A 25,509-nucleotide genomic window follows, 5' to 3' on the forward strand; every position below is an offset into this window, starting at 1 on the left:
GGCGGTACATCGCGAAGACTCGTTCCCGTGAACGAAAAAGCCGCTCTCCTCCGGTCCCTGCACACCCCCGGCACCCCGCTCGTCCTGGTCAACGCCTGGGACGCGGCGACCGCCCGGATCGCCGCCGCCGCGGGCTCGCCGGCCGTGGCCACCACCAGCGCGGGTGTCGCCTGGAGCCTGGGCGCCGCGGACGGCGACACCCTCGGCCGCGACGACGCGATCGCGCTGATCCGCCGGGTCGTCGCCGCCGTAGCCGTGCCGGTGACGGCCGACATCGAGTCCGGCTTCGGCGCCGCACCAGCCGACGTGGCGGAGACGGTCCGGCTGGTGGTCGCGGCCGGGGCGGCCGGCGTGAACATCGAGGACGGCAGCCGGACCGTCGAGGAGCAGACGGCCCGGATCGCGGCCGCCCGCGCAGCCGCCGGCGACGACCTGTTCATCAACGCGCGGCTCGACGCCTATCTGCGTGGCCGCGGCGACCTGGACGAGACCGTCGCCCGGGCCGAGGCTCTGGTCGAGGCCGGCGCCGACGGCATCTTCGTGCCCGGTGTGACCGACCCGTCCACTGTGGCGGCGCTGGCCGGCCGCATCGCCGCCCCGCTCAACATCCTGACCGGTCCGGGCGCCCCCACGGTCGGCGAGCTGGCGAAGCTGGGCGTGGCCCGGGTCAGCCTCGGCTCGTGGGCGGCCGAGGCGGCGTACGCCATGTTCGGCCGCGTCACGAGGCAGGCGCTCGACCAGGGCACGTACGCGGAAGAACTCGCCGAGTCGTACGACTACGGCGAGCTCAACGACTTGATGCGCTATTCCGCGTAGCGGGTGGGCGGGAACGGGTTGTCCTTGCTGAGCGGCACGTTCTCGCCTTCAGCCTCCTGCCGGGCCGTCACACTCTCGATGTCCTGCTCGACGCTGTCGGCCTGCGGGTCGTACGGCACCGGCTCGTCGGTGGCCGCCGGCACGTCCCCCCGGTCGTAAGCGGTGACGCCGGCTTCGGCCCGCTCCGCCTCGGTCCGGCGAGCCAGCTCGTCATCGTCGAGGTGCGCGGGACTGCCACCGTGAAACCGGCGGTCACGCTCACCCTCGGCGGCCTCGGTGTTGAAGTTCTCCCTGGTCATGTCGCTATCCCCTTCCCTCTCGGGGCTGGGCTTACCCGACGCCCTGAGCACATAACCGAAGCTGTCACGCGGGTCACCCGCAGCTGTTCACCGGCGGGACATCGACTGGTGCCGATAACACTGTTAGCGTCCCTTCAGGCGACGAAGATCCGCGGAGGGCCCATGCGAAACATTCCGTTTGTACGCCGGTTGCTGGCGATCGCCGCGGTCTGCATAGCGACCCTGTCGCTGACGGCCACGCCCGCTCAGGCCGCAGTCTGGGACCCGTGCTTCACGCCGTGGGGCGGGATCCAGGTCTGCCCGTACGCCAACAGCGACTCCTACCCCACCCAGGGCAAGTGGGTCTTCTTCAACGCCAGTGTCCTGGTCAGCCCCGGCGCCACCGGAGCTTCGTCCTGCGTCCTGACCGGCTGGGCCAAGATGGTGACCCGCGAGACCAGTTGGGAGACCCCGCGCTACCAGCGTTCCTGCAGCCCCGAGCTGACCAGCCCCGGCCTGCCCGCGACAACCCCCGCTGCGTTCCTCGACACCGGCACCACGGCGAACTCCATGTACCCCGCCGTCTGCATCACTTTGCGCTGGGACTCAGGCGACACCCGCCAGCAGTGCTACGCCGGCCCTTCCCTGTACATCGGCTTCTGACCCACCGGCCGCTACGTCTTCGAGCGGACGACGCTCACGGTTTGACTCAGGGTGCTCTCGAAACGGGCGATCTCCGACTGGGGAATGCCGTTGCTCCGCGCAACCGCCTCCCAATTGGAGGCGGCGTCCGCAACCTCGGACAGGACGGCCCGTGCCTGGCTGTCGGTCAGGCCGAAACTCTCCGCGTAGACGAGAAGGGCTTGAACCTCATCGGCCGGATCGGCTGCTCCGGCAATGCCGGTGACCCGTTGCGCGGCGAGGTCGGGATGAGGATTGATGTCGAAGGCGGGAGCCAGCCGCCAACCCGGGCCACGACGTAGGAATCCGTGGTTGCGAAGGTGGTCGTCGGTGTTGTGCAGGGCCACGGAGAACGCGATGCGCCGCCACAGCTGGCGGAGGTCGTCGACCGCTGCCGAACTCTGCTCGGGAATGACCTCGGCCATCTCGGTGTAGTCGCGAGGCTGCCCGTCCTGCGCCTCCAGGAGGGTCATCGCGCTGATGTATCCGACCCGGCGCGATCCCTCCCGGTCGAACCGGTCGAGCAGAAGGACGGGACTTCCCTCCACACCGACCAGTTGCCTTCTGGGAACCGGGATTCCCGCCGCCTCCGCGAGGTCAAGGGCGGTCTTCTCCCACGCGATGACGCTCCACCCGTCCGCGTGGTGCGGAAACTTCGCGATCAGGAGGCGATCGCCATCGCGAACCGAGGCTTTGGGTCTCGCGCCGCCGAGCGATGCTGTCCCCGCGTCCAACAGCGTTTTGATCGCTTCCATGTTGTCCGGCCCGTCGCGTGAAGCGGCGTCGGCGGCATACATGAGCGAGGGGAGCGCGATGAGCTTCGGAACATCCGGGGACGGATGTTGAAACTGGGCTTCGCCCTCGACTTTGAAGCGCAACGCGCCTTGCCGGGTCTCGTCGCTGACTCCCAGCAGATAGTCCCGGTCGTCCAGAGTGGGCACGGCCCGGCCGGCCGCGCCGGCCTCGGCGCGAAGGCGCCGCGCGATCAGGTTACGGCCCCAGCGATCGGGGGCCGCGTCACTGAAAGCGCCGGGAAGCCCGGACGGTAAGGGCCACGAGCCCGTCGTGAGGCGGAGCGCGGGATCGGCCGAGCTCGACGTAGGTGAGAAGGCGGCTCATTGACGAACCCGCATCGGCAGAATCTCGTCGGCGCGCGCACGGCCCAGATCAGTTTCGTACGGATCCGTCGCTTTCACGATCGCCTCCAGCACACCAAGGGCCCGGGCAACGCTGAGAAAGGCCTGCATACCGACCCCCGTATCGCCCGTCTCAACACGTCGCAGGGTGTTCCGCGAGATGCCGGCCCGCTCCGAAACCTGCACCGCCGTGAGCCCCTGCAACTTCCGCCAGGCCACAAACTGCTCCCCAATGCTGGCCGCAGCCGCACTGACCCGCGCCGACCCCCGAGGCACAACCCCTCCCATTAACGCTCACTATCTAGACCACTATACCCGTTAACGCTCAACATCCTGACCCTTACTTTCCATTGCTAGGCAAGAGGAAAGGGTCGTCCCGCAGGTTCGAGAGGGAAAGGGCGGCACGCGAGGGCGAGAGGGGGCTACGCGCGGGGGCGGGAGGGCCGCGACGCACGATGGCGAGAGGCGAGGGCGCCGTGCGGGGGCGGGAGGGCCGCGACGCACGATGGCGAGAGGCGAGGGCGCCGTGCGGGGGCGGGAGGGCCGCGACGCGTGATGGCGAGAGGGCTGCCCATGAGGGGAAAGAGGGGCGGCGCGCGGAGGCGAGAGCGCCGCGACACGCGAGCGCGAGAGGAGGAGGACCACGCGCGCGGGCGAGAGGCGAGAGGGTGAGAGGGGAGCGGTGGCCCGCACGGGCGAGAAGGGCGGCGCGCATACGCGTGAGGGGTCGGTGGCCCGCAAGGGCGAGAGGAAACGCGGTGCCTGAGGTCGAGGGAAGTAGCGAGCGAGGAGGCGCGAGCCGACCGACGCCAAGCACAATCCCGGCCAGCTCTCAAGGCACACCCGCGAGACCGCCCCGAAGCACAACCACCGGGAGATATCACCCCGAAGCGCAACCACCGAGAGAGACCGCTCCCAAGCGGCGCAACCACCGAGAGAGACCGCTCCCAAGCGGCGCAACCATCGAGAGAGATGGCTCCCAAGCGCAACCACCGAGATGGGGGATCCGGGGGACCTCCCCACGGCGTGGGGTCTGGGGCTCGGGCCCCAGGAGAAAAAGCACGAGTCCCCGGCCTGCGCTCTTCAGCAGGCAGAGGACTCCCAAACTCGTGCCCCCGGCAGGATTCGAACCTGCGCTTTCGCCTCCGGAGGGCGACGTGAGATCCGGAACGGCGGATGTGGGTTGAACAGGGTATATGTCGGCTACCGGGGTTGGCGTGCACACCTGCTTCGGCACGTATTCGGCACGGGTGGGTCTGATCAGGGGTTTTATTACGAGGGAGTGGGCCAAGAGGCTTCCCGTCGCGCCGGGCGTAGCCCAATCGGGCCGGGCGTCGGCCGGCAAGCACGCTCCTCCGCTTGCCGGCCGACGCCCGGTCTGATTGCTTCCAGCGGGGTGACGGGAAGCCTCTTCCCTGAGCGCCGCCGGAGGCGTGGTCTTAGGTGGGGTCCGGGGCGACGCCCCGGCCGCTGGAGGCGGGTTTCAGGCCCGGCAAAGAGAGTTGCTAGCAACTTGTGTCCCGGTTGCTCGCTGTAGTTATGTCGAAAAGCTATAACGACTTCGGTCGAAGCCGATATGACGGGGAATGTGTCGTACTTCACATCAGACACGCGGAGTGGCTACACGCATAGCGATATCGCGCTGACTACGCTGCACCCGAGCGCGAAGCGAGGTCTCTCGGGTGCAGAGACGTGTCAATAGGTGCCCGCCGGTTTTGCCCGTAATTTCGCGGTGAAAGATCCCACATTCCGTAACCGATAGTTACATGCCCGCATTCGCATGCGTTGGACTTCATTTGCAAAACGGCCGACTACGCGCTGTCATCGTTCAGGTGCCACCAAATGGTGGTCCTTTCCGGACGGATGCCTAACAGAAAGCGGTGCCCGAGCTGATCCCTCGGACACCGCTGAGCGGCTCCGTGAACCCGTCTAGCGGACAGAGTGCGAGGGAGCCATGACGAACGTACCAAGACGGCGGACCAGGCGAAACCAGGGACGACGTACGGACCGCCATGAAGTGGTCTGTCGTTACCTGCGGATCCTTCCCCCGGTGCTGCTGGCTGTCGCGGCAGTGATCGGTGCGGTGGGTGGTCTGCTCTAGTAGTCCGGTTAACAGACGAAGCCCCGATTGCCTTCCGTCACGGAGGCCAGCCGGGGCTTCGTTGTGTTCGGCCGAGGTTCGTAATTGCGCGGACGGGTCGACGCCGAAGCCGAAGGCGAGAGGCGTCGATCCCGGGCCGCGCCTTGAAGATGTAGAGAAAGTTCTCACCCGGTTTAGGACCCACGCGAGCATCGGCTAGGCCCTACTTTGTGCTCTAGATAGATCGCGGACAGACAGCAATTCGCGCGGCTCGTACTCTGAGGAGATGTCGACTGGTGCTCCCAGCTACTGTCCGGCTGTGCTTGTGCTTGACCCGCTCCAGAGTCGCTTTCTGAACGCTCTACCGTCGCCCGTTCACGTGCCGCCGGAGAAGCTCTCCTGCGAGCTGGAGCGGGGACACGCGGGCGCGCATGCAGGGCTGGGCCAGAGCGCCGCTGGGAACGAGTGGTGGGTTCAGTGGTCGCTGATTGCCGCTGAGGTCAACCGACTGGGAATGTGTACGGCAGAGCGAAGTCCCGGCGACCTGGAGGCGGACGACAACGGGTGCGTGCTGTTCGACGGGCATCAGGGCCGGCACTCGCATGTTCGCGGTCAGTTCTTCGAGTGATCCCACTCGTCCGTAAGGATCGAGTAGAGAAGTGAGTCGCGCCAAGCGCCGTTGGTGAAGACATGGTCGCGAAGGCGGCCTTCGTGTTGCATGCCGAGCTTGCGCGCGACGGCTATGGAGGCTGTGTTGTCGGGTCCGATGGCCGCGGAGACGCGATGCAGACCCAGCTCCTCGAAAGCGAAGGAGATCATTCGGCTGGCGGCGTCGGTGGCGTAGCCATTGCCCCAGCGGTCGGCACGGATGGCGTAGCCGAGCTTGGCAGCCTTGACACCGGACAGGCCGAGACGGGCGAAGCCGACCAGCTCGTCGTCCGGTGCGGTAACCGCGAGGTAGTACTCCGTGCGCGGGCTGCTTTGGGCTCGCTCGACGACACCATCGATCATTGCCTCTGCGGCGGCCTCGTTGCGGCTGTCGAAGGACAGCCACCGAGTGACCCGATCGTCGCCGACGATGGACAAAGAAGCGGCCGCGTCGTCCGTGCGGAATTCCCGCAGTAGAACGGCGCGGCCAGCGAGCTTTACCGGGTACATAGGCACATCTTGCCCTACCTGGGCAGAGCCTTCAGAGGGGTGAGTGTGAAGTCCTCGATCTGTTCGATCAACTCGCGGCCGTCGTTCGCCAGACCAGCGCGGGTTACCGCCTGGTGGACGCGCTGAGCCGAGCTGATGATGCCATTGATTCGCTGCTCCGGCGCTAGATCGAGGACCGGGGCGAGTGCTTCGGCGGCACCTTCGATTTGGCGGGAAGCGATGCGTGCGATAGCGAGGTCAGTGCGAGAGCCGGCCTCGTCGCCGAAGGCCCACGCGGGGTCGGTGGTGTCGGAGTACGCGGCGACGGCCCTGGTCGAATACGAGACGGCGTTGTCAGCCTCGTTCGGCAGCCAGGCGAGGGCATCGGCGGCGTAGTAGAGCGTTCGCGGTCGGGTGAAGGTGCAGATTCCGCCTAGCTCGTCCATGTCGTCGGGCCGGACGGACTCCCACGCATCCTCGGCGTTACGTACTGCGGCGAGCGCCTTATCTCCGTTGCCGAGAGCGGCGTATGCGCGAGCCAGGCTGACGGGCAGCCAGACGGTGGTTGTCCCGCTGCCCTGGTTCGCGAATGCCGTTCCCATCTCGGCATAGCGGACGGCTTCGGCGTATCGGCCGGCCCAGTAGGCGACCATCGATTGCAGGCCACGTAGCCAAGCTCGGAGGCCATTGTGGTCCGCTTGGTCAGCACAGAGGATCGCCGTGCGTGCCTGGAGCATGGCGGCGTGCGGGTCGGCAAGGTCGTGAGAGGCCTTGGCGAGGAGCCCGCTGGTTACGCTCGCCAGGAAGTGCAGCTGTCGTGCCTGCTGAGGCGTCTGGCGGCGTTCGAGCAGGGCAAAGAGCGTGTCCTGAGTTTCGGCGAGATCCCCGAGCAGCTCCGTAAGCGGTCGTTGCGGGTAGGCCAGCGCGAGCCGCTGAACATCTTCGCGAAGTTGATCGACGGATTCTGGTGTGGTGCTCTCGGCGGCGAGCAGTGTGAACCGGCGGGCGCGTTCGGCGGCCATGGTGATGATGTTCCTTTCGTCGCCGGAGGACGGCAGCACCAGGGAGCCGTCGGTGGCCAGCGCTGTTGTGGTTGGAGTCGGAACCCACGGTCTGAGCAGTTCATCGAGGGGCACGCCGAAGAGGGCCTGTAGGGCTCGCCGGGTGGCCGGCGTGGCGCCTGCCGTCCCGCGTTCGCCGCGAGCAAGGCGCGCCAGGTGGCGGGCGCTGATCGTCGCTCGTTCATCGAGCCGTTCGAAGTCAGCGGCCATCTCTTCGTACGTTCGATCCCGCTGCTGGATCAGGTGCTCCAGAACGGTTCGGGGTTCTCTGCGTGGTCGGGCCACGATCCCCTCCGGTCTCCAGATAGTGGGTTCTACCTCGACGGTCGCGCACGCCAGGCAGCTCCACAACCAATGTCCCTCACATGTCCGCCGCTGGTCCACCACTGGTCCACTTCGGGACCTAGATAGGTCCTTGTCGATCACTTCACTCTCGGATGTACGCGACCGACCTTGCAGAGGGAGAGGAAGAAACCGATGAGGAATGTCTCTATGGCGGTCCCCGTGATCGTCTTCCTTGGCGGAATCGCGCTGCTGGTCCTGGAAATCCTTTTCATCCTTCTGGTTAACCACGGAGCCCGGCGGCCGCGCTGGGGCACGATCCTGCGAGCGCGAATGCGCGTCGGAGGTAGGCGTGGATCCGCAAGCCCTGAGCGACGCTCGTCTACGGTTAGAGGTGATGACCTCGACGCCCGAATACGACAAGCTGCCCACGGATTGGTGGACTGCGGCCGAGTGTGCCGCGTACCTCGGGATCACTCGCAGCACGTGGGCGGCGTACGTGGCGCGCGGTCAGGCACCAGCCTCGGAGCGAATGTTCGGCCGGTCACCGGCTTGGAGGCCCGCGACCGTGAAGGCCTGGTCCGCAGCCCGGCCGCGCCGCAGCAAGTAATTCACTCTCTGCGCCATCCTTCAACGCGCGCCTAGCGAATACAGCACTGGCGCTGTACGGTCGGCTTAGGAATACAGCACCGATGCTGTATTTGATCGACGAGTAGGAGGTGACAACCGATGAAGGCAGGAAGTTCGTCGGGTCGTCAGATGGTCGGCACCGTGGCCCTCGTGGAGCCGCCGGTATCGCAGTGGTACATCCGGCGGGCGAAGGTCGCGGCCCTGGTCGTGGGCCTGGCGCTCGATGTGCTGGTCACGGCGGTGCTCAGCGTGTTCTACCCGCTGTGGTTGGCGGTGGCGCTGGGCGCGGCGTCGGGTGTCGTGTGCGCAGTGGTCGCGGCGGTGCTGGTGCGGATCTGGCCGGTTGCGCGGGTGCTGTGGTGGTGGTCTTTCGAGATCACGGCCGTGACGCTGGTCGCGACTGGCTGGGTCGTGCTGGCGCATGCCGCGACGTGGTGGATCGCTTCGGTGGTCCTGCTGGCCGTGACGGTGGCGGTGTTGGTGCCGGGTCGGTCTCGCCGGTTCGTGTGGGCGTGGTCGTGGTGTCTGGTGGTTCGCCACCGGCTACGGCTGTGTTTCGCCACGTTGGTGCGTAGTCAGAGCCGGGTGCAAGGGAGCCCGCCTCCGGCGTTGCCGTTGCTGCTGTGGGCGCGCCCGACGCATGCGGGTGAGCGGGTGTGGCTGTGGCTGCGTCCCGGTTTCGCGCTGGAGAGCTTGGAAGGCAAAGGCCCGCTGATCGCGGTGGCTTGCTACGCCAAGCAGGTCCGCATGTCGGGTGCCTCGGAGCGCAACGCGGCGCTGGTGCGGGTGGACATCACCCGTCGTGACCCGTTGACCAACCTGGTGGATTCGCCGTTGGCGCTGCTGATCCCGAGCCTGCGTCACAGCGAGGAAGCGGACGTGCCGGTCTCCCCGGCCGTGCCGCAGGTCGGCTTGGACTTCGCCGACATCGACGAACCGCCGGCACCGTCTCCGATGCGAGGAGGGCGGCGATGACGCTGTCCGTCTCGCTCGTGGGGACCGGTAAGGAACCGCTGGTGGTGCGCCCGATCGACGGTCATCCGGACACGGCGGTGATCCGCGTGGGTGCGGACTTCTGCCTCATGGTCCGGGCGGCCGATATCGAGCGGCTGAGCTGCGCGCTCGATCAAGCACGCGAGGTGCTGACGGTCAGCGCCCGCGATGAGTCAAAGGAGTAAGGAAATGGCCAACGAAACACCGATCAACCTGGTCGGCAACCTGACCGGCGATCCGGAACTGCGGTTCCTGGACTCCGGCACCGCGATGGTGAAGTTCACGGTCGCGTCCACGCCGCGCACCTTCGACCGCCAGTCGGGCGAGTGGAAGGACGGCGAGGCGCTGTTCATGTCCTGCACCGCGTTTCGCGACCTGGCCGAGCACATCGCCGAGTCGCTGACCAAGGGCACCCGCGTCATCGTCATCGGGCGGCTGCGGCAGTCGCGGTGGGAGGACAAGGAGACCGGGCAGAAGCGGTCCGGGTTCAGCGTGGACGTCGATGAGGTGGGCCCGAGCCTGCGTTTCGCTCAGGCGAAGGTCAGCCGGATCACCCGGAACAAGGGCGGTGACGGGTTCACCCCGAGCGACGTGCCGGACGACGCCTGGGCCTCCGCGGCTCCCGCGCCGGCGGCCTGACCGGAGGGCTACGAATCATGTCGCCCGTCCTGGTTGCTGACGGCTCTGGCGTTTCGCTGCAGGCCGGTCTCCCGTTGTCGATTTTCGACCCGGTCTATATCGGGATCGACGAGTTCGGCGACCCGGTGACGCTTCAGCTGATCTACCGGAACCTGCTGGCCGGTGGCCTGATGGACACCGGTAAGTCGGCGATCATCAACCTGGCGGTGGCGCATGCGGCGCTGTCGCTGGACTGCAAGCTGGCCTTGTTCGACGGCAAACAGGTCGAGATGGGCCAGTGGCGGCCGTGCGCTGAGGTGTTCGTCGGACCGGACATCGTGCACGCGATCTCCGTGCTGCGGCGCCTGCAAATCATGATGGACAACCGGTACAGCTACCTGGTCGCCTGCGGACGCCGCAAGATCAAGCGTACGGACGTGTTCGTCCCCTACCTGATCGCGATCGATGAAATCGCCTATTTCACGACCGTGGCCGGGGACAAAAAGCAGCAGGAAGATTTCTCGAAACTGCTGCGGGACCTGGTAGCTCGGGGCCGCGCGGTCGGCATCATCACTGTCGCCGCGACGCAACGTCCGAGCCACGACATCATCCCGACTTCGTTGCGGGATCTGTTCTCGTGGCGGTTCGCCGGACGGTGCACCACCGACAGCTCCTCGGACGTCATCTTGGGCTTCGGCTGGGAGAAAAAGGGCTGGTCAGCGACCGCTCTCAGTGTCGACAACCCCGGCTCGGGCCTGCTGATCGCCGAGAACGGCAGTCCCCGACTGGTCAAAACCGCCTACCTCGATGACCGCACCTGCGCGGCCATCGCCGCCTACGCGGCCAACATGCGCGCCACCGCTTCCACCCACGACCACCGCACCCAGCGACCGGTCCTGGTAGCGGCGTAGCGCGTCCCACAACTTCCCGGAACCCCGGGCAGACAACCACAACCCTGTTAGGAGGTCCGTTCCTCATGGACCGAAACAACCGTCTCCCGGCGCACGTGCAGGAGAAAAGGCCGGCGTTCGACTGGGCTGCCCATCAGCAGCTCGCCGCAAAGCAGGGCAACGATGTCGTGCTGACGACGGCCGAAGAGGTCGAAGCCTGGCACGCCAAGAACGCCCGTCAGCGCATCCGGTACGCCAAACAGCGCGCCGTGATCAACGAGCGTGATCGTCGCGTCCGGCGCTTCTGGCTCGGCTTCGGCGTCACCGTCGGTGTCGTGTTCCTGGGCGTGCTCGGCTGGCTGGTCTGGATGGCCTGGATGTTCCTGTCCGTCATCGGCCTCGGCGTTCTCGCCTTCCCGATCCTGCTCGCCGCTGCTGGTGCCGCTGTTTTCGGCGGGCACAAGTGCATCACCGTCGTGCAGCACTGGCACTGATCAGCTCCAACAACAACGGACCGCAGGTCCGAGCGGACGACACCAGGCATTACCGACCAAAGCGATTCCCGGTGCCGCCGCCCCATCACCAACCCACATCCGACGGAAGGAGTCGGCGCAATGAACCCTACCCACCACCAGGAGAACAACACTCCTGAACCCCACCACGAGGACAGCACCCTCGTGCGTGATCTGGTCAGCCTGCTCGGCGACGACACCCGGTTCCGGGCGACGATCAGCCAGGCACTGCCTGACCCGCAGGATCTCGCACGGCTGCTGCCGGACGTCGTCACCAAGCCGGGAGGGCATCACCGCGAGTGCTGCTGCTTCCTCTGCCAAGGCGACGACGACCAGGCAATCGCCGAGTGGGACGGGCAGCCCTGGACGGTCGTCAACGCCCGGCGTTGCCTGGACTGCAACGAGCCGTTGATCGGCGTCTACGCATGGGACGAACAGCTGTGCCCGAACTGCGTGACGATGATCCCGGCTCAGCCCGGCGAAAGCCCGACCGGTTTTGAGACGGTGGGATCGCCGAACATCACCCACACGGTGGTGCTGCGGCTGGCCGCACGCTACCTCGAGCGCCACGGCTGGATCCAGGGCGCGTACTACGACGCCACGACCGGCGTATTCACGCCCCCGGCGGACATGGCCGGCGCCATCGGCATGGTCTGCTACGGCGGCCCGGTCGACGCTCCGTCGCAGCACTTCGACGATCCAGGCTTCCTGGACTTCGAACAAGCGGTCCTGCACCTGGACCGGTGGCTGCTCGTGCACGACGGCACCCAGAGTTATGAGTTCAACGACGCTCACGGCCGCCGTGTCGAGGACGTCATCGCCGTACTGCGTGAGGCGGCCTCCACTCCGGCCGACGAGCTGATCGACGCTCTGCGTGCCGGTACCCGGCTGCCGTTGGCCATCGAACGATGCCTCGTGCCAACCGGGAAAGCCGGTGACCAGCCCACGGCTGAACAGCCGTCGGAACACGTCGACTACCCGCATCAACCCGGCACCCTCTACGACTGCCCGGCGTGTGAAGCCTCGTGCTTCTGCGCTTCCGGCGTGCTGTGCGTGCACTGCGCACTGCTGGCCGAGAAGGACAGCGACGGCAGCCACTGCCTGTTCTGTGGTGCCCCGGGCGGCTACCCGTACTGCCAACGCTCGCAAGGCCCGATGTCCTGCCTGGACGTCGTCACGGGCGAAAACGCCGAGCGGGCAGCTCAGGGCGGTGACGGTCAATGAGCAAGAACACCGTCAAGCCCGTCTTGACCCGTAACCGCCGTCGTCGCCGGAACCGTCGCGGTCGTGCCCGTGTCTGGGTCACGTTCCTGGTGCGGTTCCTGACCGGTCGTCCGCTGGATGGGCGCCGGTACAGCAACGCCACGTTCTGGGCTAAGGCGACCCGCCGTGTCGGCGTGCCGTCGTACCTGGTCACCTGGCGGTGGTGGGCGATGGCCGCTGGCTGGCAGAAAGCAGGAATCCGGCTGACCCTCGTGGCCGCCGCCCTGCTGATCCTGGCCGAGGTGGTCACCCGATGACCGCCAACCGTAAACCCGCCAAGCGCGCCAAGCGTGAGGTGGAAAACAGCCAGTTCGACGCGTTCGTCCGGCGCATCCTGCGGGCCTACGCCCGTCGCGTCGCCGCGGGCGATGTCGAATCCCTGACCTCGCTGGCGTCACTGTCCGCCGAGGTGGACACGACGATCCGTCTGGCCGTGGCCGGACTCCGGCGAGCCCCTTACTCCTACTCCTGGTCCGAGATCGCCGACCGGCTTGGTGTCTCCAAGCAGGCCGCGCAACAGCGCTTCGGCGACTCCACGACCCCTAACGCTCTGGACCGCCGGCTTCGTGAGGCAGGTCTGAGCGTGACCGTGGCGACCCTCGTGCAGGTGTTCGCCGAGCATCACCCCGGTGACCCGGCCGCATCAACGTGCCCGGGTTGCGGCTACCGCTACCGGCAGGGCGAGTTCGACTGCCCGACCAACGCCACTGTGCGACCGATCCTGCGTCGCCGCCGTCGTGAAACGCCGGAAGCGGTAACCCGTCTGTCCCCTGTCCAGCTCGCCGACCTGATCGGAACCACGAACCCGCGTACGCGGCAGACGGTCCGGCAGTCGGCCTTCCCGACGTCAGGTCCGTTCCGCAGCGCACCAACCCTGTTCGACCCCTACGGAAGGGACCACACGTCATGACCACACCCATCAACACCAACACTGCCCGCACCACGCAGGGCATCCCGGCGGCACGCGGATACAGCTACCTGCTGTCCGTGCGGCCCATCGAGGTCGGCAACTTCGTCGAATTCCGGCAGACCGAGATCACTCGGGACTGGCCGATCACCTCGGCGAACAGCATCACCGAGCTGCAACAGCTCATCGCCGAGCACTTCGACGCACCCGACCAGATCCTGACAGGCTTCAGCCTGCTCGGCATCCAGGTCATCCGGCCCGGGGACCCCGCTGGTAAGCGCCCGAACGGCGAAACGGTGACCCGCAGGTACCGCTACTTCGTGTCCACCGAACCCCGCCGGGCCCGCAGCTCCACTCCGCTCCAGCGGATCGAGATCACCCAAGAGACGCCGATCAACTCTTTGAACGACGTCATGAAGGTTGAGGAGCTGCTCCGGCACCACCACAGGATGCCCAACCCGGTCGTGCTCAGCTTCCACGACCTGGGGACGGGGGTCGTCCGATGACCACCACGCAGCGGACCTGGTTCGTGTACTTCGTCGCGATTCAGTACGGCCACAACGGCGGGCTCGGCTTCAGCAACATGGAGTTCCGGATCTCCGTCAAGGTCACCGACCTGGCCGGCGTCCAGCTCATCGAGCAGAACCTGCGCTCGAACGGCTACCCCAACGCCCTGGTCATGGGCTACAACCTGCTGCGCACCGAAACCGAGCCCGTTGCCACCCCGGGGCGGACCCGATGAACGACATCCACACCTACCAGATCAACACCGAGCGGGATGCCTTCGCTCAGCCGATGGCTGACGTGCAAGCCCAGCTCGCCCGGGTGGACACCAAGGCGTCCATCCTGACGGCCCTCGGCCTCGCCAGCCTGACCGCCCTCGCGGCGATCTGCACCAAGGCGAACCTGCACCCCGCGTCGATCGTCGGCGTCGTGTGCACGGTGCTGCTGATCAGCAGTGCTCTGCTGCTGCTCGGCATGGCCATCCGGCCGAACCTCGACGGCAACAGCGGCTTCGTCCGCTACGCCGCCATACCACACTTCCGGTCGCTGATCAGCGACCTGTACGCCTACTCCACCGAGGAGGAACGCGCCAAGCAACTGCACCTGATGGCGCGTAGCGCGTACCTCAAATACTGGCGCGTGCGCCGGGCCGTCGACACGTTCGGTTGCGCCCTGGCCACCGCCGGCCTCACCGCGATCCTCATCGGCCTGGGCTGGTGAGCCTCGTGTCCACCATCATCAAAGTTCTGCGAAACGCGCTGGTCTCCGGCCGTTTCTGGGCCTACATGGGCTCGACCCTGGGCGCTGCGGTCTCGATCGCCGCGAACGTCGCCCACTCCTACATCCCTCCGACCGGATCTCCCGACACGTGGACACCCAAGCCTGGCGCTGTCATCGGCGCGATCGTCTGGCCGGTGTTCCTGTTCATCGCCGTGGAGATCCTGGCCCGTGTAGCGTGGCCGCACCGCTGGTGGTGGCAACTACTGCGCTTCATCAGCGTGACGCCCGTCGCGGCCGTCGCTGCCCTGGTGTCCTACCGGCACCTGTCCGGACTTCTGGCCTACTACGGCGAAGAAGACATCGTGCGTGTCCTCGGACCGCTCGCGGTCGACGGACTCATGGTCATGGCGACCGGAGCACTCCTCGCCACCGGACACCGCGACACCACGCCAGCAGCATCCACAACTACACAGACAACTCAATCCACAACTTCACACGACCTGCCCGTCCCGGCCCCGGCGAACCCTGTCGACACGGCCCCGAGCGCACCCGCCGTCCCGCCACGCACCACAGCGGCGACGCCCACGGGTGACACCACACCGCAGCCTCGCACCACCCCGGCCCCGACGCCGGAACCCGCTGCGGACACCCGGACCGACGTCCCGACCCCAGCGCAGGTCGCTACCCGGGTCACCCCCGACCCGGCGAAACTCCCGCTGCGATCGCCCGCCGAACGGCCGGCTACTCCCGGCGTCTCCAAGCCCCGGCCCCGCAAGACCGCGCCGACACGCGCGGCTGAGCACCTGGCCGCTCCCGCCGACGACTTCTCTGTCAGCGAGCCGGAGCCTGCACAGCTGCCCCTGCCGTACACCGTCGACCCGGCCCTGTTGGTCAAGGCCCGCGAGACCGCCGAGCAGTACCGCACCGAACATGGCGTCCCGATCAAGGCCGGACAGCTCGCCGCCCGTCTGAAGGTGAACTCCGACGTAGCAGCCCAAGCCCTCGCCGTCTTGGATCTCGGCCCGAACAGCCCGACAACACCTGTTCCGACCGTCAACGGCAACCCCGTAAAGGCCAGCCGGTGACCGTCTCCACGTTGAGCGTCGTACCCGAAGCCACCACTGCTTCGGGTACGGCCCCCAGCGCGCAGGCCTCACCGCAAAATCTTCTGCCAACCCCCACGAACTCACACCCCTCGGCCGCAAATCCTCCGGCTGCTCCAGTTTGGTACTGGCGCTCCGCCGACCTGCACCAACAGGCCATCGCCCGAGCCGCCCGCGACGACTACCCAGCCTGGCTCACCCACGTCAAAGCCGCCTCCGCGTGCACGCGGCCGGTCCGGCTGGCCGGAACCATCGCCACCATCGAAGCCGCCACCGGCCGCCTGCTCGCCGAGCGCTCCACAGCGGACATGCCGGACGGGGTCATCTACAAGCCCTGCGGCAACCGCCGCGAATCCGTCTGCCCCGCTTGCTCGAAGCTCTACCAGAACGACGCCTACCAGATCCTGCGCACCGGCTTGATCGGCGGCAAAGGCGTACCGGAGCAGGTGGCGCATCACCCGGCGGTCTTCCCGACGTTCACCGCTCCCGGCTTCGGCGAGGTCCATACCCGCGTCGTCAAACGGCACACCTGCGCCCGCCGCAAGGACTGCGACTGCCGCCCCGAGCCGTGTCACGCCCGCCGTGATCTTAGCGTCTGCTCGCACGGCGTCCGGCTAGTCTGCTACGCCCGGCACAGCGGCGACGATCCCCGCCTCGGCACCCCTTTGTGCCTGGACTGCTACGACTACGGCACCCAAGCGGTATGGAACGTGATGGCCGGCGAACTGTGGCGGCGCACCACCATCGCCATCAACCGCTACATCCGGCGACTCGCCCGCCAGCGCGGCATCCCCGAATTCCGGATCTACTACATCGACAAGCACGGCAAGCAGCGCAGTCGACTCGTCCCGCCGTGGCGGCTGTCGTTCGGCAAAGCCGCGGAGATGCAACGACGCGGCGTCGTGCACTTCCACGCCATCATCCGGCTCGACGGCTACCACCCCGACACCCCCGACAGCGTGCTCCCACCCCCGGCCGGGCTCGACGCCGCCGACCTGGTCGCCGCGATCGACCACGCCGCTACGACGGTGCACTTCACCACCGACCCGCACCCGGCTAAACGCGAGGGCTGGGCGATCCGTTGGGGCGACAAAGGCGTCCTGACCAAGGTGATCACTGTCGCCGCTGACGGCGACGTCACCGATACCCAGGTCGCCGCCTACCTCGCGAAGTACGCCACCAAGTCGACGGAAATCACCGGACACGCCTCCGCCCGCCTCGACATCGACACGATCGGCCTGCACGCCAACCCCCACGGCAGCCACACCGAGAGGCTGATCAACGCCTGCTGGCGCCTCGGCCGCGCCCCGCAGCACCTCAGCCCCGACCACGGCGACGGCCTACGCACGCTGCGCGGCTACCAAGGCCCCCTCGACGGCCCGTTCGCCCAACCGTGGCGCTGCCCGGCCTGCGGCACCCGCACCCACCTGCGCGTGTGCCCGACCTGCTCGGCCCACACTGCCGCCGACGACCGGGCAACCACAGCCGCATTGAAGCAGCAACAGCCCGTGCAGCGCCCCCGGGCCACCGACCCGGCCGCCCGGCTACGCCGGTGGGCACACATGCTCGGCTTCGGCGGCCACTTCCTCACTAAGAGCCGCCGCTACTCGCTCACCTTCGCCATACTGCGCGGCAGCCGCGTCGAATTCCGTCGCCAGCAGAGTGCCGGCCCCGAGACCACCGAGCCGGGCGAACAGCCCACCACGCTGGTCGTGAACTTCCTGCAATTCGTCGGGTCCGGCTGGCGCACTGCCGCCGACGCCATGCTTGCCAACACTTCCGCTGCGATGGCCCGAGAGCACCAGGAGGCCGCCAGGGCATACCTGGCTACCGCCGCCGCCTGACGCGCGATTCAGCGTCAAGGCCGCCTTGACCCTCCAGAGGAAGGAACCGCAATGCCCACCACCCGGCCCCGGCCACTGCTTGCGGTGCGGCTCACCGGCCCCGCAAACATCGTCGCCGCTCATAAGCGACACCTGATCGAACACTTCGCCGCCGTCTACGGCGAGAACCACATATGCCGCACCAGCACCCGGCACGCCGATCACGTCGGCGAGATCAACGCCTACCTGACCGTCCGCCCGACGGAGGTGTCACCCAGATGAGGAATTCCCGCTCGCATTTGACGGTGGCTGACTTCTGCGCGGAAATGGAAATCGCGCGGTCTACCTTCTACGACTGGCGAACCAAGAAGGTCGCTCCCCGCTGTATCAAGCTGCCGAACGGGGAATTGCGGATCAGGCGATCCGAATATGAACGGTGGCTTGACGAACTGGAAGAAGCGAAGGCGGCCTAGGGTGGAGACGACGTACGACGTCCGTATCTACAAGACGGAGGTCTACCGGGGTGCGAAGGCCACCACGTACTGGGTGCGGTGGCGGGTGGCCGATCGGCGCTTCAAAGAGCCATTCAGGCAGAAGGCTCTGGCTGAAAGCTTCCGGGCCGACCTGACGTCGGCTGCCCGTAAGGGCGAAGCTTTCGTTGTCGAGAGCGGCCGCCCGGTGTCGCTGCACCGGGAGCTGCGCAACATGACGTGCTACGAACTCGCGTGCTCGTACGCCGATTTGAAGTGGCCGCGATCGGCTGCGATGACCCGCAAGACGGCGGCGGAAGCGCTGACCGCTGTCATCCCTCAGCTCTTCAAGAGTACGAAGGGTAAGCCGGCCGATCGGCTTATCCGGACGGCGTTGCGTCGGTGGGCGTTCAACACGCCCGCCCGCCAGCACGAGGAGGCGATACCGTCCGAGATCCGTGCCGCTTTGTCGTGGGTGGCGCGGAACAGCCTGCCCGCCTCGGCGCTACTGGACGCCGAGGTGCTGCGCCGCACGTTGGACGGGCTAACCCTCCGCTTGGACGGACAGCCGATGTCTCCGGATGTGGTCTCGCGTCGGCGAAAGATATTTACCGCGATGCTGGAACACGGGGTCGAGGCAAAGGCGCTCGGCCACAATCCGTGGCCGAAATTGAAATGGACGGCTCCGCGTTCATCGAATAGCGGTGTCGATCGGCGACGGGTGGTCAATCCGATGCAGGCCCGAACCCTTTTTGCGGCGGTAGGTCGTCAGGGGCGGATCGGGCCGCGAATGGTCACGTACTACGAGTGCCTGTACTACGCGATGCTGCGACCGGAGGAGGCGGCGAGTATCGAGCTGCCCCGCAACCTCGTGCTGCCGGACGGCGACGACGAATGGGGGGAGTTCGTCCTGGAGGCGGCTGAGCCGCACGCGGGGAAGGCATGGACCGATTCCGGCCGGAACCGTGACCGCCGCCAGCTCAAGCAACGGGCGATCGGGGAAGTCCGGCGGGTACCCTGCCCGCCGGTGCTGACCGCGAGCATCCGTCGGCACATCGAGCGGTTCAAGCTCGGCCCCGGAGGACGGCTGTTCGTCGGCGAGCGCAATAAGACTGAGTTGCCGATCCTGACGATCAATCGCGTCTGGCGGCAAGCACGCGCGGCGGCCTTTACGCCGGAGGTCTACGCCTCGCCGCTGGGGGAGACGCCCTACGACTTGCGCCATGCTGGGATCTCGACGCAGCTCAACGCGGGCATCTCGCCTACACAGATCGCGGAGTGGGCCGGTCAATCGCCGGAGGTGCTATGGCGTAACTACGCCAAGTGCCTCGACGGTGGAGTGGCAGAGCTGCGGCGTCGGATGGAGGCCGGTTACGGCGTCACCCGGCAGGCGGGAGGCGGGTCGAACGTCGGCACGTATTCGGCACAGATCCTCGTAGAGGGCCGGTGACGATCGGATGCAGCCGGACAAGCGTTCGAAGCGGACTGGGGTGTTTCCGCTGGTAGAGAGGGTGTGTGCCCTGGTGGTGCCTTGTGCCCCCGGCAGGATTCGAACCTGCGCTTTCGCCTCCGGAGGGCGACGCTCTATCCCCTGAGCTACGGGGGCTCAGTGGTTCAGAACTCTAGCAGGCCCCAAGGAAGCGCCGCCAACCGGATACGGGTTGGCGGCGCCTACGGGTTGTCAGCTGGCCTGGATGCTTTTCAGGAGCTGGTCTATCAGGGCTATCTCGCTCTGCTGGCCGGTGACCATGGTCTGGGCCAGCCAGGTGACGTCTTTGTTGTCGGAGAGCTTGAGGATCTCCTGGGCCATGTGGATGCCGCCCAGGTGGTGCTGGCGCATCAGGGTGAGGAACTGGATGTCCAGGTCTTTGCCCTTGGCCTCTCGGAGCTTGGCCAGCTGCTCGGGGGTGGCCATGCCGGGCATGAGGCCGTTGACGACCGAGCCGGCCGAGTCGGGCATCCAGGCCATGGGCTCCTGGGAGCTGGTCGGGCTGAGGCCCCAGTTGCGCAGCCAGGCCTGCATGTAGCCGATCTGGCCGTGCTGGGTCAGGGCGATGTCACCGGAGAGGGTGACGATGCGGCTGTCCGCCGAGTCGGCGTGGGCGATCATCGACATCTCGACCGCCTGGGCGTGGTGGGTGGACATGTCGCGCAGGAAGCCGGCTTCGACCGAGTCGTCGCCGGGGTGGGTGAGGCGGGGGATCAGGACGCCGCCGCCCAGGCCCAGCGCCAGGCCGAGGGCCAGGGTGGCGACCAGCCACCAGAGGCCGACCCGGCGGCCGCCGCCCGAGGAGATCGGGGCGGCGACCGTCGCGGACTGGTCGGTGGTGACCGGCATCAGCTGCCCGTCATCCCGGTGCCGGTGGCCGCCGCGGTCACCGGGCCGGTGGTGGTGTTGCCGCTGGAGCAGGCCGCGCCGGGCTCCATGGACGCGTTGAGGCGCGCGTTCTTGATGAACTCGTCGATGCGGCTGTCGTCGGCGTTGTCGACCTTGAGCTGGTAGCCCCAGACCTGGAGGGAGATGTTCTTGTCGAGGCCCGCGTAGGGCGACATGAACATGTAGTCCTGGCCCTGGACCTTCTGCTTCAGCTCCTCGACCTGGTCGGCGGCGAGGCCCTGCTTGTACGTGATCCAGACCGCGCCGTGCTCGAGGCTGTGCACCGCGTGCTCGTTGGCGATGGGCTCGGTGTAGACGTCGCCCATGCAGTTCTGCCAGACGCCGTTGTGGGCGCCGCCCACCGGCGGGCTGGTGATGTACTGCAGGGTGCCGTCCTTGTGGTCGCGGGCGTCGATGGCCGCGTTCTTCTGCGCGCGGTAGTCGACGACGCCGTCGATGGCGTTGACCCGGTCTTCCCAGCTGCCGCCGCCCTTGACCGCGGCGAACACGCCGTAGCCGATGATGCCGACCGCGATCAGCACGACGACGCCGGCCACCGCGATGGGGCCCCAGTTGCGGCTGCCGGAGACCTTGACCGGAGTGACGGGCTTGCGGCCTTTGCCCCCCTTGCCGGGCGTCTGCTTCTTGGCGCCGGGACGAGACGCGCCGGGGCGGGAACCGCCAGCGGGCGGCTTGCCCTGACCGGAGGTCTTGCCGACCTTGACGGTGGACGGGACCCTCTCGGGACCCGGCGTGCTCATGCTCATCGTTCCTCGTCGTTCGTCAGGAGAGGGGATTCGTCAGGAGGGGGAAACCGGTGCGCGGGTGGCCACCGAGCGTCGAAGTCTACCCCCGATAGCATGGTTGAGTGACTCCCGCCAACCTTGCTTCCACCGTTCTCTCAGCTGCTCGTGCCGTGTTCGAGACCCGCGGCCTCGACCTCTCCGCGCTGCCGGAGACGACGACGGTGGAGCGGCCCCGCAACCCCGAGCACGGCGACTACGCCTCGACGCTCGCCCTGCAACTGGGCAAGAAGGCCGGGGTGGCGCCGCGTGAGCTGGCCGCCGCGCTGGCCGAGGAGCTGAGCAGTCAGCCGGGCGTCAAGTCGGTGGAGATCGCCGGCCCGGGCTTCCTGAACATCCGGCTCGACGCCGCCGCGGCCGGGGTGCTGGCCCGCGACATCGTCGCGGCCGGTTCGGAGTACGGGCATTCGGGCGCCCTGACCGGCGAGAAGATCAACCTCGAGTTCGTCTCGGCCAACCCGACCGGACCGGTGCACATCGGCGGCGTCCGGTGGGCCGCGGTCGGCGACGCGCTGTCCCGGCTGCTGCGCGCGGCCGGCGCCACGGTCGGCACGGAGTACTACTTCAACGACGCCGGCTCGCAGATCGACCGGTTCGCGAAGTCGCTGCTGGCCAGCGCCAAGGGCGAGCCCGCGCCCGAGGACGGCTACGGCGGCGCGTACATCGCGGAGATCGCGACCGCGGTCGTGGCCGAGGCTCCCGACGTACTCAAGCTGGATGATCTTGAAGCTCTCGAGACCTTCCGGCGTGTCGGCGTGGAGCTGATGTTCGCCGAGATCAAGCAGTCGCTGACCGAGTTCGGCGTGCAATTCGACACGTACTTCAACGAGAAGGACCTGCACGACCGGGGCGAATTGCAGGAGGCCCTCGACCGGCTGCGCGAGCAGGGGCACATCTTCGAATCCGACGGCGCCACCTGGCTGCGCACGACCGAGTTCGGCGACGACAAGGACCGGGTGCTGCGCAAGTCGGACGGCGACTGGACCTATTTCGCGGCCGACTGCGCCTACTACCTCGACAAGCGCAAGCGCGGCTTCGACCGGGTCGTGATCATGTTGGGCGCCGACCACCACGGCTACATCGGCCGGATGAAGGCGATGTCGGCCTGCTTCGGCGACGACCCGTCGAAAAATCTCGAGATCCTCATCGGCCAGCTGGTCAATCTGGTGCGCGACGGCGAGCCGGTACGGATGAGCAAGCGCGCCGGCACGGTCGTGACCCTGGAGGACTTCGTCGACGCCCTGGGCGTGGACGCCACGCGGTACGCGCTGGCCCGTTACTCGTCCGACTCGCCGATCAACCTGGACATCGAGATCTGGACCCGGGCGAGCAACGAAAACCCGGTCTACTACGTGCAGTACGTGGCGGCCCGCACCTTCAACGTCGCCATCAACGCCCGGGACAAGGGTGTGACCCGCGGCGAGGCGGCCGACTTCAAGCCGGAGCTGCTCGTCCACGAGAAGGAGAACGAGCTCCTCAAGACCCTCGGCGAATATCCGGACGTGGTGGCCCGGAGCGCGCAGCTGCGCGAGCCGCACCACGTCGCGCGCTACCTCGAGGAGCTGTCCGGGGCGTACCACCGCTTCTACAGCGAGTGCCGGGTCACGCCGCAGGGCGACGAGCCGGTCACCGACACCCACCGCGCGCGGCTCTGGCTCAACGACGCCACCCGTACGGTGATTGCCAACGGTTTGGGCCTGCTCGGCGTCTCGGCGCCCGAAAGGATGTAGGGATGCGCGCGCATGAGGCCGGGGCGCTGCACGGCGACCTCGGGCACCGGGGACCGGCGTGGCTGCGTACGCCCGAGGATGTCAACGCTCTGGTGCCGCAGCTGTGGCCCCGCACGGTCAATCGCTCGGAGAGCGGGCATCTGGAGATCGGCGGCGTGAGCGTGGCCGATCTGGCGGCCGAGCACGGCACGCCGGCCTACCTGCTCGACGAGGACGATCTGCGCTCGCGGTGCCGGGAGTTCGCGGCCGCCTTCGGTGACGCCGACGTCTTCTACGCGGGCAAGTCGTTCCTGTGCAAGGCGGTCGTGCGGATCATCGAGGAGGAGGGCCTCTTCCTCGACGTCTGCTCGGGCGGCGAGCTGGCGGTGGCGCTCAAAGCCGGCTTCCCGCCGGAGCGGATGGGCTTCCACGGCAACAACAAGTCGATCTCCGAGCTGCAGCGGGCGCTCGACGCGGGCGTCGGCCGCATCATTGTGGACTCTTTTCAGGAAATCGACCGCCTAAGCGAAATGTCCGAAAGGGCGGGCAAGCGGCCGAACGTCCTCGTACGCGTCACGGTGGGTGTCGAGGCTCACACCCACGAGTTCATCGCGACCGCCCACGAGGACCAGAAGTTCGGCTTCTCGCTGGCCGGCGGGGCGGCCCTCCAGGCCGCGCTCAAGATCCTCGACGAGAACAAACTCGAGCTCAAGGGCCTGCACTCCCACATCGGCTCGCAGATCTTCGACACCAGCGGCTTCGAGGTGTCCGCCCGCCGCATCGTCGAGCTCCAGGCCCAGATCCGCGACGCCCGCGGGGTCGAGCTGCCCGACCTCGACCTGGGCGGCGGCTTCGGCATCGCGTACACCACCCAGGACACCCCCTCCACCCCAGGCGACCTGGCCAAACGGCTCAACAAGATCATCGAGAGCGAGTGCGATCTCGCCTCGCTGCGCAAGCCGAGGATCTCCATCGAGCCGGGCCGGGCCATCGTGGGCCCGGCTGTCTTCACCTTGTACGAGGTGGGAACGGTCAAGGACGTCGACGGCATCCGCACCTACGTGAGCGTCGACGGCGGTATGAGCGACAACATCCGTACCGCCCTCTACGACGCCTCCTACTCGGCCACCGTGGCGAGCCGGGAGAGCGCCGCCGAGCCGATGCTGGCCCGCGTGGTGGGAAAGCATTGTGAATCCGGGGACATCGTCGTGAAGGATGAATTCCTGCCCGCGGACGTGCAGCCCGGAGATCTTCTCGCGGTGCCCGGCACCGGCGCGTACTGCCGGAGCATGGCCAGCAACTACAACCACGTCCCTCGGCCGCCGGTGGTGGCGGTGCGCGACGGCGCCTCGCGCGTGATCGTGCGCCGGGAGACCGAGGACGACCTGCTCGCATTGGATGTCGGATGAGTGTGAAACCGGTACGCCTGGCCCTGCTGGGCTGCGGCACCGTCGGTTCGGAAGTGGTACGCCTGCTGCACGACCAGGCCGGCGACCTGACGGCCCGGATCGGCGCGCCCCTCGAGATCGTCGGGATCGCGGTGCGCCGTCTCGGCCGCGAGCGCGGCGACCTCCCGGTCGACCCGGCACTGTTCACCACCGACGCGCTCGGGCTGGTCAAGCGCGACGACGTCGACGTGGTGATCGAGGTGGTGGGCGGCATCGAGCCGGCCCGCTCGTGGCTGGTCGAGGCGCTGCGCGCCGGCAAGAGCGTGGTCACGGCCAACAAGGCGCTGCTGGCCGAGGACGGCGGGTCGCTGCACGACGCGGCCGCCGAGGGCGGCGCCGACCTCTACTACGAGGCCTCCGTGGCCGGGGCCATCCCGCTGCTGCGCCCGCTGCGCGAGTCGCTGCACGGCGACCGCGTCACCCGGGTCACCGGCATCGTGAACGGCACCACCAACTTCATCCTGTCGTCGATGGACGCCACCGGCGCCGGCTTCAGCGAGGCCCTCGACGAGGCCACCGAGCTGGGCTACGCCGAGGCCGACCCGACGGCCGACGTCGAGGGCTTCGACGCCGCGGCCAAGGCGGCCATCCTGGCCTCGCTCGCCTTCCACACCCGGGTCACCGCCGAGGACGTCTTCCGCGAGGGCATGACCGGCGTGACCGCCGGCGACATGGCCAGCGCGCAGGAGATGGGCTGCACCATCAAGCTGCTCTGCATCGCCGAGCGCGGCCCGGACGAGACCGGCCAGGAATCGGTCAGCGTCCGCGTGCACCCGGCGATGATCCCGCGCAGCCACCCGCTGGCCAGCGTCGGCGACGCCTTCAACGCGGTCTTCGTCGAGGCCGACGCGGCCGGGCAGCTGATGTTCTACGGCCGCGGCGCGGGCGGCCGGCCGACCGCGAGCGCGGTGCTGGGCGACATCGTGGCCGCGGCCCGCAACCGGCTCGCCGGCACCCGGGCGCCGAGCGAGAGCAACTACGCCCACCTGCCGGTACGCCCGATCGGCGCCGCCGTCACGCGCTATCACATCAACCTCGACGTGGACGACCGCCCGGGTGTGCTGGCCGCCGTGGCCGGCGTCTTCGCCCAGCACGAGGTGTCGATCGCGACCGTGCGCCAGTCCGGTCGCGAGGAGGACGCCAAGCTGGTCATCGTCACCCACGGCGCGCCCGACGCCAACCTGGCCGCGACCGTCGAGTCGCTGTCCCGGCTCGAGATCGTCCGGTCCATCGCCAGCGTGCTGCGCGTCGAGGGAGGGGTCTGAGCC

General features: G+C 67.8%; 28 protein-coding genes and 2 tRNA genes. 21 read left to right on the forward strand and 9 right to left on the reverse strand.

Going from position 1 to position 25,509, the window contains the following annotated elements; genetic code table 11:
• The first annotated feature begins 27 nt into the window (after positions 1-27).
• Positions 28-816: an isocitrate lyase/PEP mutase family protein gene (locus CRP55_RS04440; protein ID WP_097318116.1), complete on the forward strand. Its 789-nt coding sequence runs from the start codon at positions 28-30 to the stop codon at positions 814-816.
• Here CRP55_RS04440 and CRP55_RS04445 read toward each other — a convergent pair.
• Complete coding sequence (locus CRP55_RS04445; protein ID WP_097318117.1) at positions 804-1,115, reverse strand: hypothetical protein; 312 nt, start codon at positions 1,113-1,115, stop codon at positions 804-806. The two genes, CRP55_RS04440 and CRP55_RS04445, sit on opposite strands and share 13 nt — an antisense overlap.
• 162 nt (positions 1,116-1,277) lie before the next feature.
• Here CRP55_RS04445 and CRP55_RS04450 point away from each other — a divergent pair, with 162 nt between their 5' ends.
• Positions 1,278-1,757, forward strand: a complete 480-nt coding sequence (locus CRP55_RS04450) for a hypothetical protein (RefSeq protein ID WP_143234403.1) — start codon at positions 1,278-1,280, stop codon at positions 1,755-1,757.
• Positions 1,758-1,768: 11 nt separating this feature from the next.
• On the opposite strand, the gene CRP55_RS04455 is transcribed toward CRP55_RS04450, so the two are convergent.
• The 5 genes from CRP55_RS04455 to CRP55_RS04475 form a co-directional block, all read right to left on the reverse strand.
• Positions 1,769-2,716 (reverse strand): type II toxin-antitoxin system HipA family toxin, encoded by a 948-nt coding sequence (locus CRP55_RS04455; RefSeq protein WP_097318119.1) that lies wholly within the window; start codon positions 2,714-2,716, stop codon positions 1,769-1,771.
• 174 nt (positions 2,717-2,890) lie between these two features.
• Complete coding sequence (locus tag CRP55_RS04460) at positions 2,891-3,130, reverse strand: helix-turn-helix domain-containing protein (RefSeq protein WP_218854041.1); 240 nt, start codon at positions 3,128-3,130, stop codon at positions 2,891-2,893.
• 891 nt (positions 3,131-4,021) lie between these two features.
• Positions 4,022-4,085, reverse strand: a tRNA-Ser gene (locus CRP55_RS52770).
• A gap of 1,518 nt (positions 4,086-5,603) precedes the next feature.
• Entirely contained in the window at positions 5,604-6,149 is a 546-nt protein-coding gene (locus tag CRP55_RS04470; RefSeq protein ID WP_097318122.1) for a GNAT family N-acetyltransferase, read from the reverse strand.
• Between the two features lie 14 nt (positions 6,150-6,163).
• Entirely contained in the window at positions 6,164-7,474 is a 1,311-nt protein-coding gene (locus CRP55_RS04475; RefSeq protein WP_498368165.1) for an NsdA family TPR-like regulatory protein, read from the reverse strand.
• 726 nt (positions 7,475-8,200) lie between these two features.
• On the opposite strand from CRP55_RS04475, the gene CRP55_RS04485 reads away from it, so the two are divergent.
• The 16 genes from CRP55_RS04485 to CRP55_RS04560 all read left to right on the forward strand — a co-directional run bounded on the left by CRP55_RS04485 (position 8,201) and on the right by CRP55_RS04560 (position 19,354).
• Positions 8,201-9,076, forward strand: a complete 876-nt coding sequence (locus tag CRP55_RS04485) for a hypothetical protein (protein WP_143234405.1) — start codon at positions 8,201-8,203, stop codon at positions 9,074-9,076.
• Positions 9,073-9,279 (forward strand): hypothetical protein, encoded by a 207-nt coding sequence (locus tag CRP55_RS04490; RefSeq protein WP_097318125.1) that lies wholly within the window; start codon positions 9,073-9,075, stop codon positions 9,277-9,279. Before CRP55_RS04485 ends, CRP55_RS04490 begins: the two co-directional genes overlap by 4 nt.
• 4 nt (positions 9,280-9,283) lie before the next feature.
• Positions 9,284-9,733 carry a single-stranded DNA-binding protein gene (gene ssb, locus CRP55_RS04495; RefSeq protein WP_097318126.1) on the forward strand — a complete coding sequence of 150 codons (450 nt, stop codon included), beginning with the start codon at positions 9,284-9,286 and terminating at the stop codon, positions 9,731-9,733.
• Between the two features lie 17 nt (positions 9,734-9,750).
• Positions 9,751-10,623: an FtsK/SpoIIIE domain-containing protein gene (locus tag CRP55_RS04500; protein WP_143234407.1), complete on the forward strand. Its 873-nt coding sequence runs from the start codon at positions 9,751-9,753 to the stop codon at positions 10,621-10,623.
• A 65-nt stretch (positions 10,624-10,688) separates the two neighbouring features.
• Complete coding sequence (locus CRP55_RS04505) at positions 10,689-11,096, forward strand: hypothetical protein (protein WP_097318127.1); 408 nt, start codon at positions 10,689-10,691, stop codon at positions 11,094-11,096.
• A gap of 183 nt (positions 11,097-11,279) precedes the next feature.
• Positions 11,280-12,338, forward strand: coding sequence for a DUF6197 family protein (locus CRP55_RS04510; protein WP_143234409.1), 1,059 nt, complete (start codon positions 11,280-11,282; stop codon positions 12,336-12,338).
• Entirely contained in the window at positions 12,335-12,634 is a 300-nt protein-coding gene (locus tag CRP55_RS04515) for a hypothetical protein (RefSeq protein WP_097318129.1), read from the forward strand. Before CRP55_RS04510 ends, CRP55_RS04515 begins: the two co-directional genes overlap by 4 nt.
• Complete coding sequence (locus tag CRP55_RS55980) at positions 12,631-13,287, forward strand: hypothetical protein (protein ID WP_342751513.1); 657 nt, start codon at positions 12,631-12,633, stop codon at positions 13,285-13,287. The genes CRP55_RS04515 and CRP55_RS55980 overlap by 4 nt, the downstream gene beginning before the upstream one ends.
• Complete coding sequence (locus CRP55_RS04525) at positions 13,284-13,790, forward strand: hypothetical protein (protein ID WP_097318130.1); 507 nt, start codon at positions 13,284-13,286, stop codon at positions 13,788-13,790. The genes CRP55_RS55980 and CRP55_RS04525 overlap by 4 nt, the downstream gene beginning before the upstream one ends.
• Complete coding sequence (locus CRP55_RS04530) at positions 13,787-14,026, forward strand: hypothetical protein (RefSeq protein WP_097318131.1); 240 nt, start codon at positions 13,787-13,789, stop codon at positions 14,024-14,026. Before CRP55_RS04525 ends, CRP55_RS04530 begins: the two co-directional genes overlap by 4 nt.
• Positions 14,023-14,508 carry a Pycsar system effector family protein gene (locus CRP55_RS04535; protein WP_097318132.1) on the forward strand — a complete coding sequence of 162 codons (486 nt, stop codon included), beginning with the start codon at positions 14,023-14,025 and terminating at the stop codon, positions 14,506-14,508. The genes CRP55_RS04530 and CRP55_RS04535 overlap by 4 nt, the downstream gene beginning before the upstream one ends.
• Positions 14,509-14,513: 5 nt before the next feature.
• Positions 14,514-15,593, forward strand: a complete 1,080-nt coding sequence (locus tag CRP55_RS04540; protein WP_245922776.1) for a hypothetical protein — start codon at positions 14,514-14,516, stop codon at positions 15,591-15,593.
• 11 nt (positions 15,594-15,604) lie between these two features.
• Positions 15,605-17,455, forward strand: coding sequence for a replication initiator (locus CRP55_RS04545; protein WP_245922777.1), 1,851 nt, complete (start codon positions 15,605-15,607; stop codon positions 17,453-17,455).
• 51 nt (positions 17,456-17,506) lie between these two features.
• A complete protein-coding gene (locus tag CRP55_RS04550; protein WP_097318133.1) occupies positions 17,507-17,716 on the forward strand; it encodes a hypothetical protein in 210 nt (69 codons plus the stop codon).
• Entirely contained in the window at positions 17,713-17,907 is a 195-nt protein-coding gene (locus CRP55_RS04555; RefSeq protein ID WP_097318134.1) for a helix-turn-helix transcriptional regulator, read from the forward strand. The genes CRP55_RS04550 and CRP55_RS04555 overlap by 4 nt, the downstream gene beginning before the upstream one ends.
• 1 nt (position 17,908) lies before the next feature.
• On the forward strand, positions 17,909-19,354 hold the full coding sequence (locus CRP55_RS04560) for a tyrosine-type recombinase/integrase (protein WP_179855008.1): 1,446 nt from the start codon (positions 17,909-17,911) through the stop codon (positions 19,352-19,354).
• A gap of 84 nt (positions 19,355-19,438) precedes the next feature.
• Here CRP55_RS04560 and CRP55_RS04565 read toward each other — a convergent pair.
• From CRP55_RS04565 to CRP55_RS04575, 3 genes are all read right to left on the reverse strand, one after another.
• Positions 19,439-19,510, reverse strand: a tRNA-Arg gene (locus tag CRP55_RS04565).
• Between the two features lie 75 nt (positions 19,511-19,585).
• Entirely contained in the window at positions 19,586-20,242 is a 657-nt protein-coding gene (locus CRP55_RS04570; protein ID WP_097318135.1) for a DUF305 domain-containing protein, read from the reverse strand.
• Positions 20,242-21,048: a thioredoxin-like domain-containing protein gene (locus CRP55_RS04575; protein WP_097318136.1), complete on the reverse strand. Its 807-nt coding sequence runs from the start codon at positions 21,046-21,048 to the stop codon at positions 20,242-20,244. The genes CRP55_RS04570 and CRP55_RS04575 overlap by 1 nt, the downstream gene beginning before the upstream one ends.
• Before the next feature lie 101 nt (positions 21,049-21,149).
• Between CRP55_RS04575 and argS the strand changes: the two genes are divergently transcribed.
• The 3 genes from argS to CRP55_RS04590 are packed head-to-tail and all read left to right on the forward strand — an operon-like array spanning position 21,150 to position 25,506.
• Complete coding sequence (argS, locus tag CRP55_RS04580; protein ID WP_097318137.1) at positions 21,150-22,814, forward strand: arginine--tRNA ligase; 1,665 nt, start codon at positions 21,150-21,152, stop codon at positions 22,812-22,814.
• 2 nt (positions 22,815-22,816) lie between these two features.
• Positions 22,817-24,202, forward strand: coding sequence for a diaminopimelate decarboxylase (gene lysA / locus CRP55_RS04585; RefSeq protein WP_097318138.1), 1,386 nt, complete (start codon positions 22,817-22,819; stop codon positions 24,200-24,202).
• Complete coding sequence (locus tag CRP55_RS04590; RefSeq protein WP_097318139.1) at positions 24,199-25,506, forward strand: homoserine dehydrogenase; 1,308 nt, start codon at positions 24,199-24,201, stop codon at positions 25,504-25,506. The genes lysA and CRP55_RS04590 overlap by 4 nt, the downstream gene beginning before the upstream one ends.
• The last annotated feature ends 3 nt before the right edge of the window (positions 25,507-25,509 follow it).

The sequence above is a fragment of the Paractinoplanes atraurantiacus genome (genome assembly GCF_900215205.1).
Classification (GTDB): domain Bacteria; phylum Actinomycetota; class Actinomycetes; order Mycobacteriales; family Micromonosporaceae; genus Actinoplanes; species Actinoplanes atraurantiacus.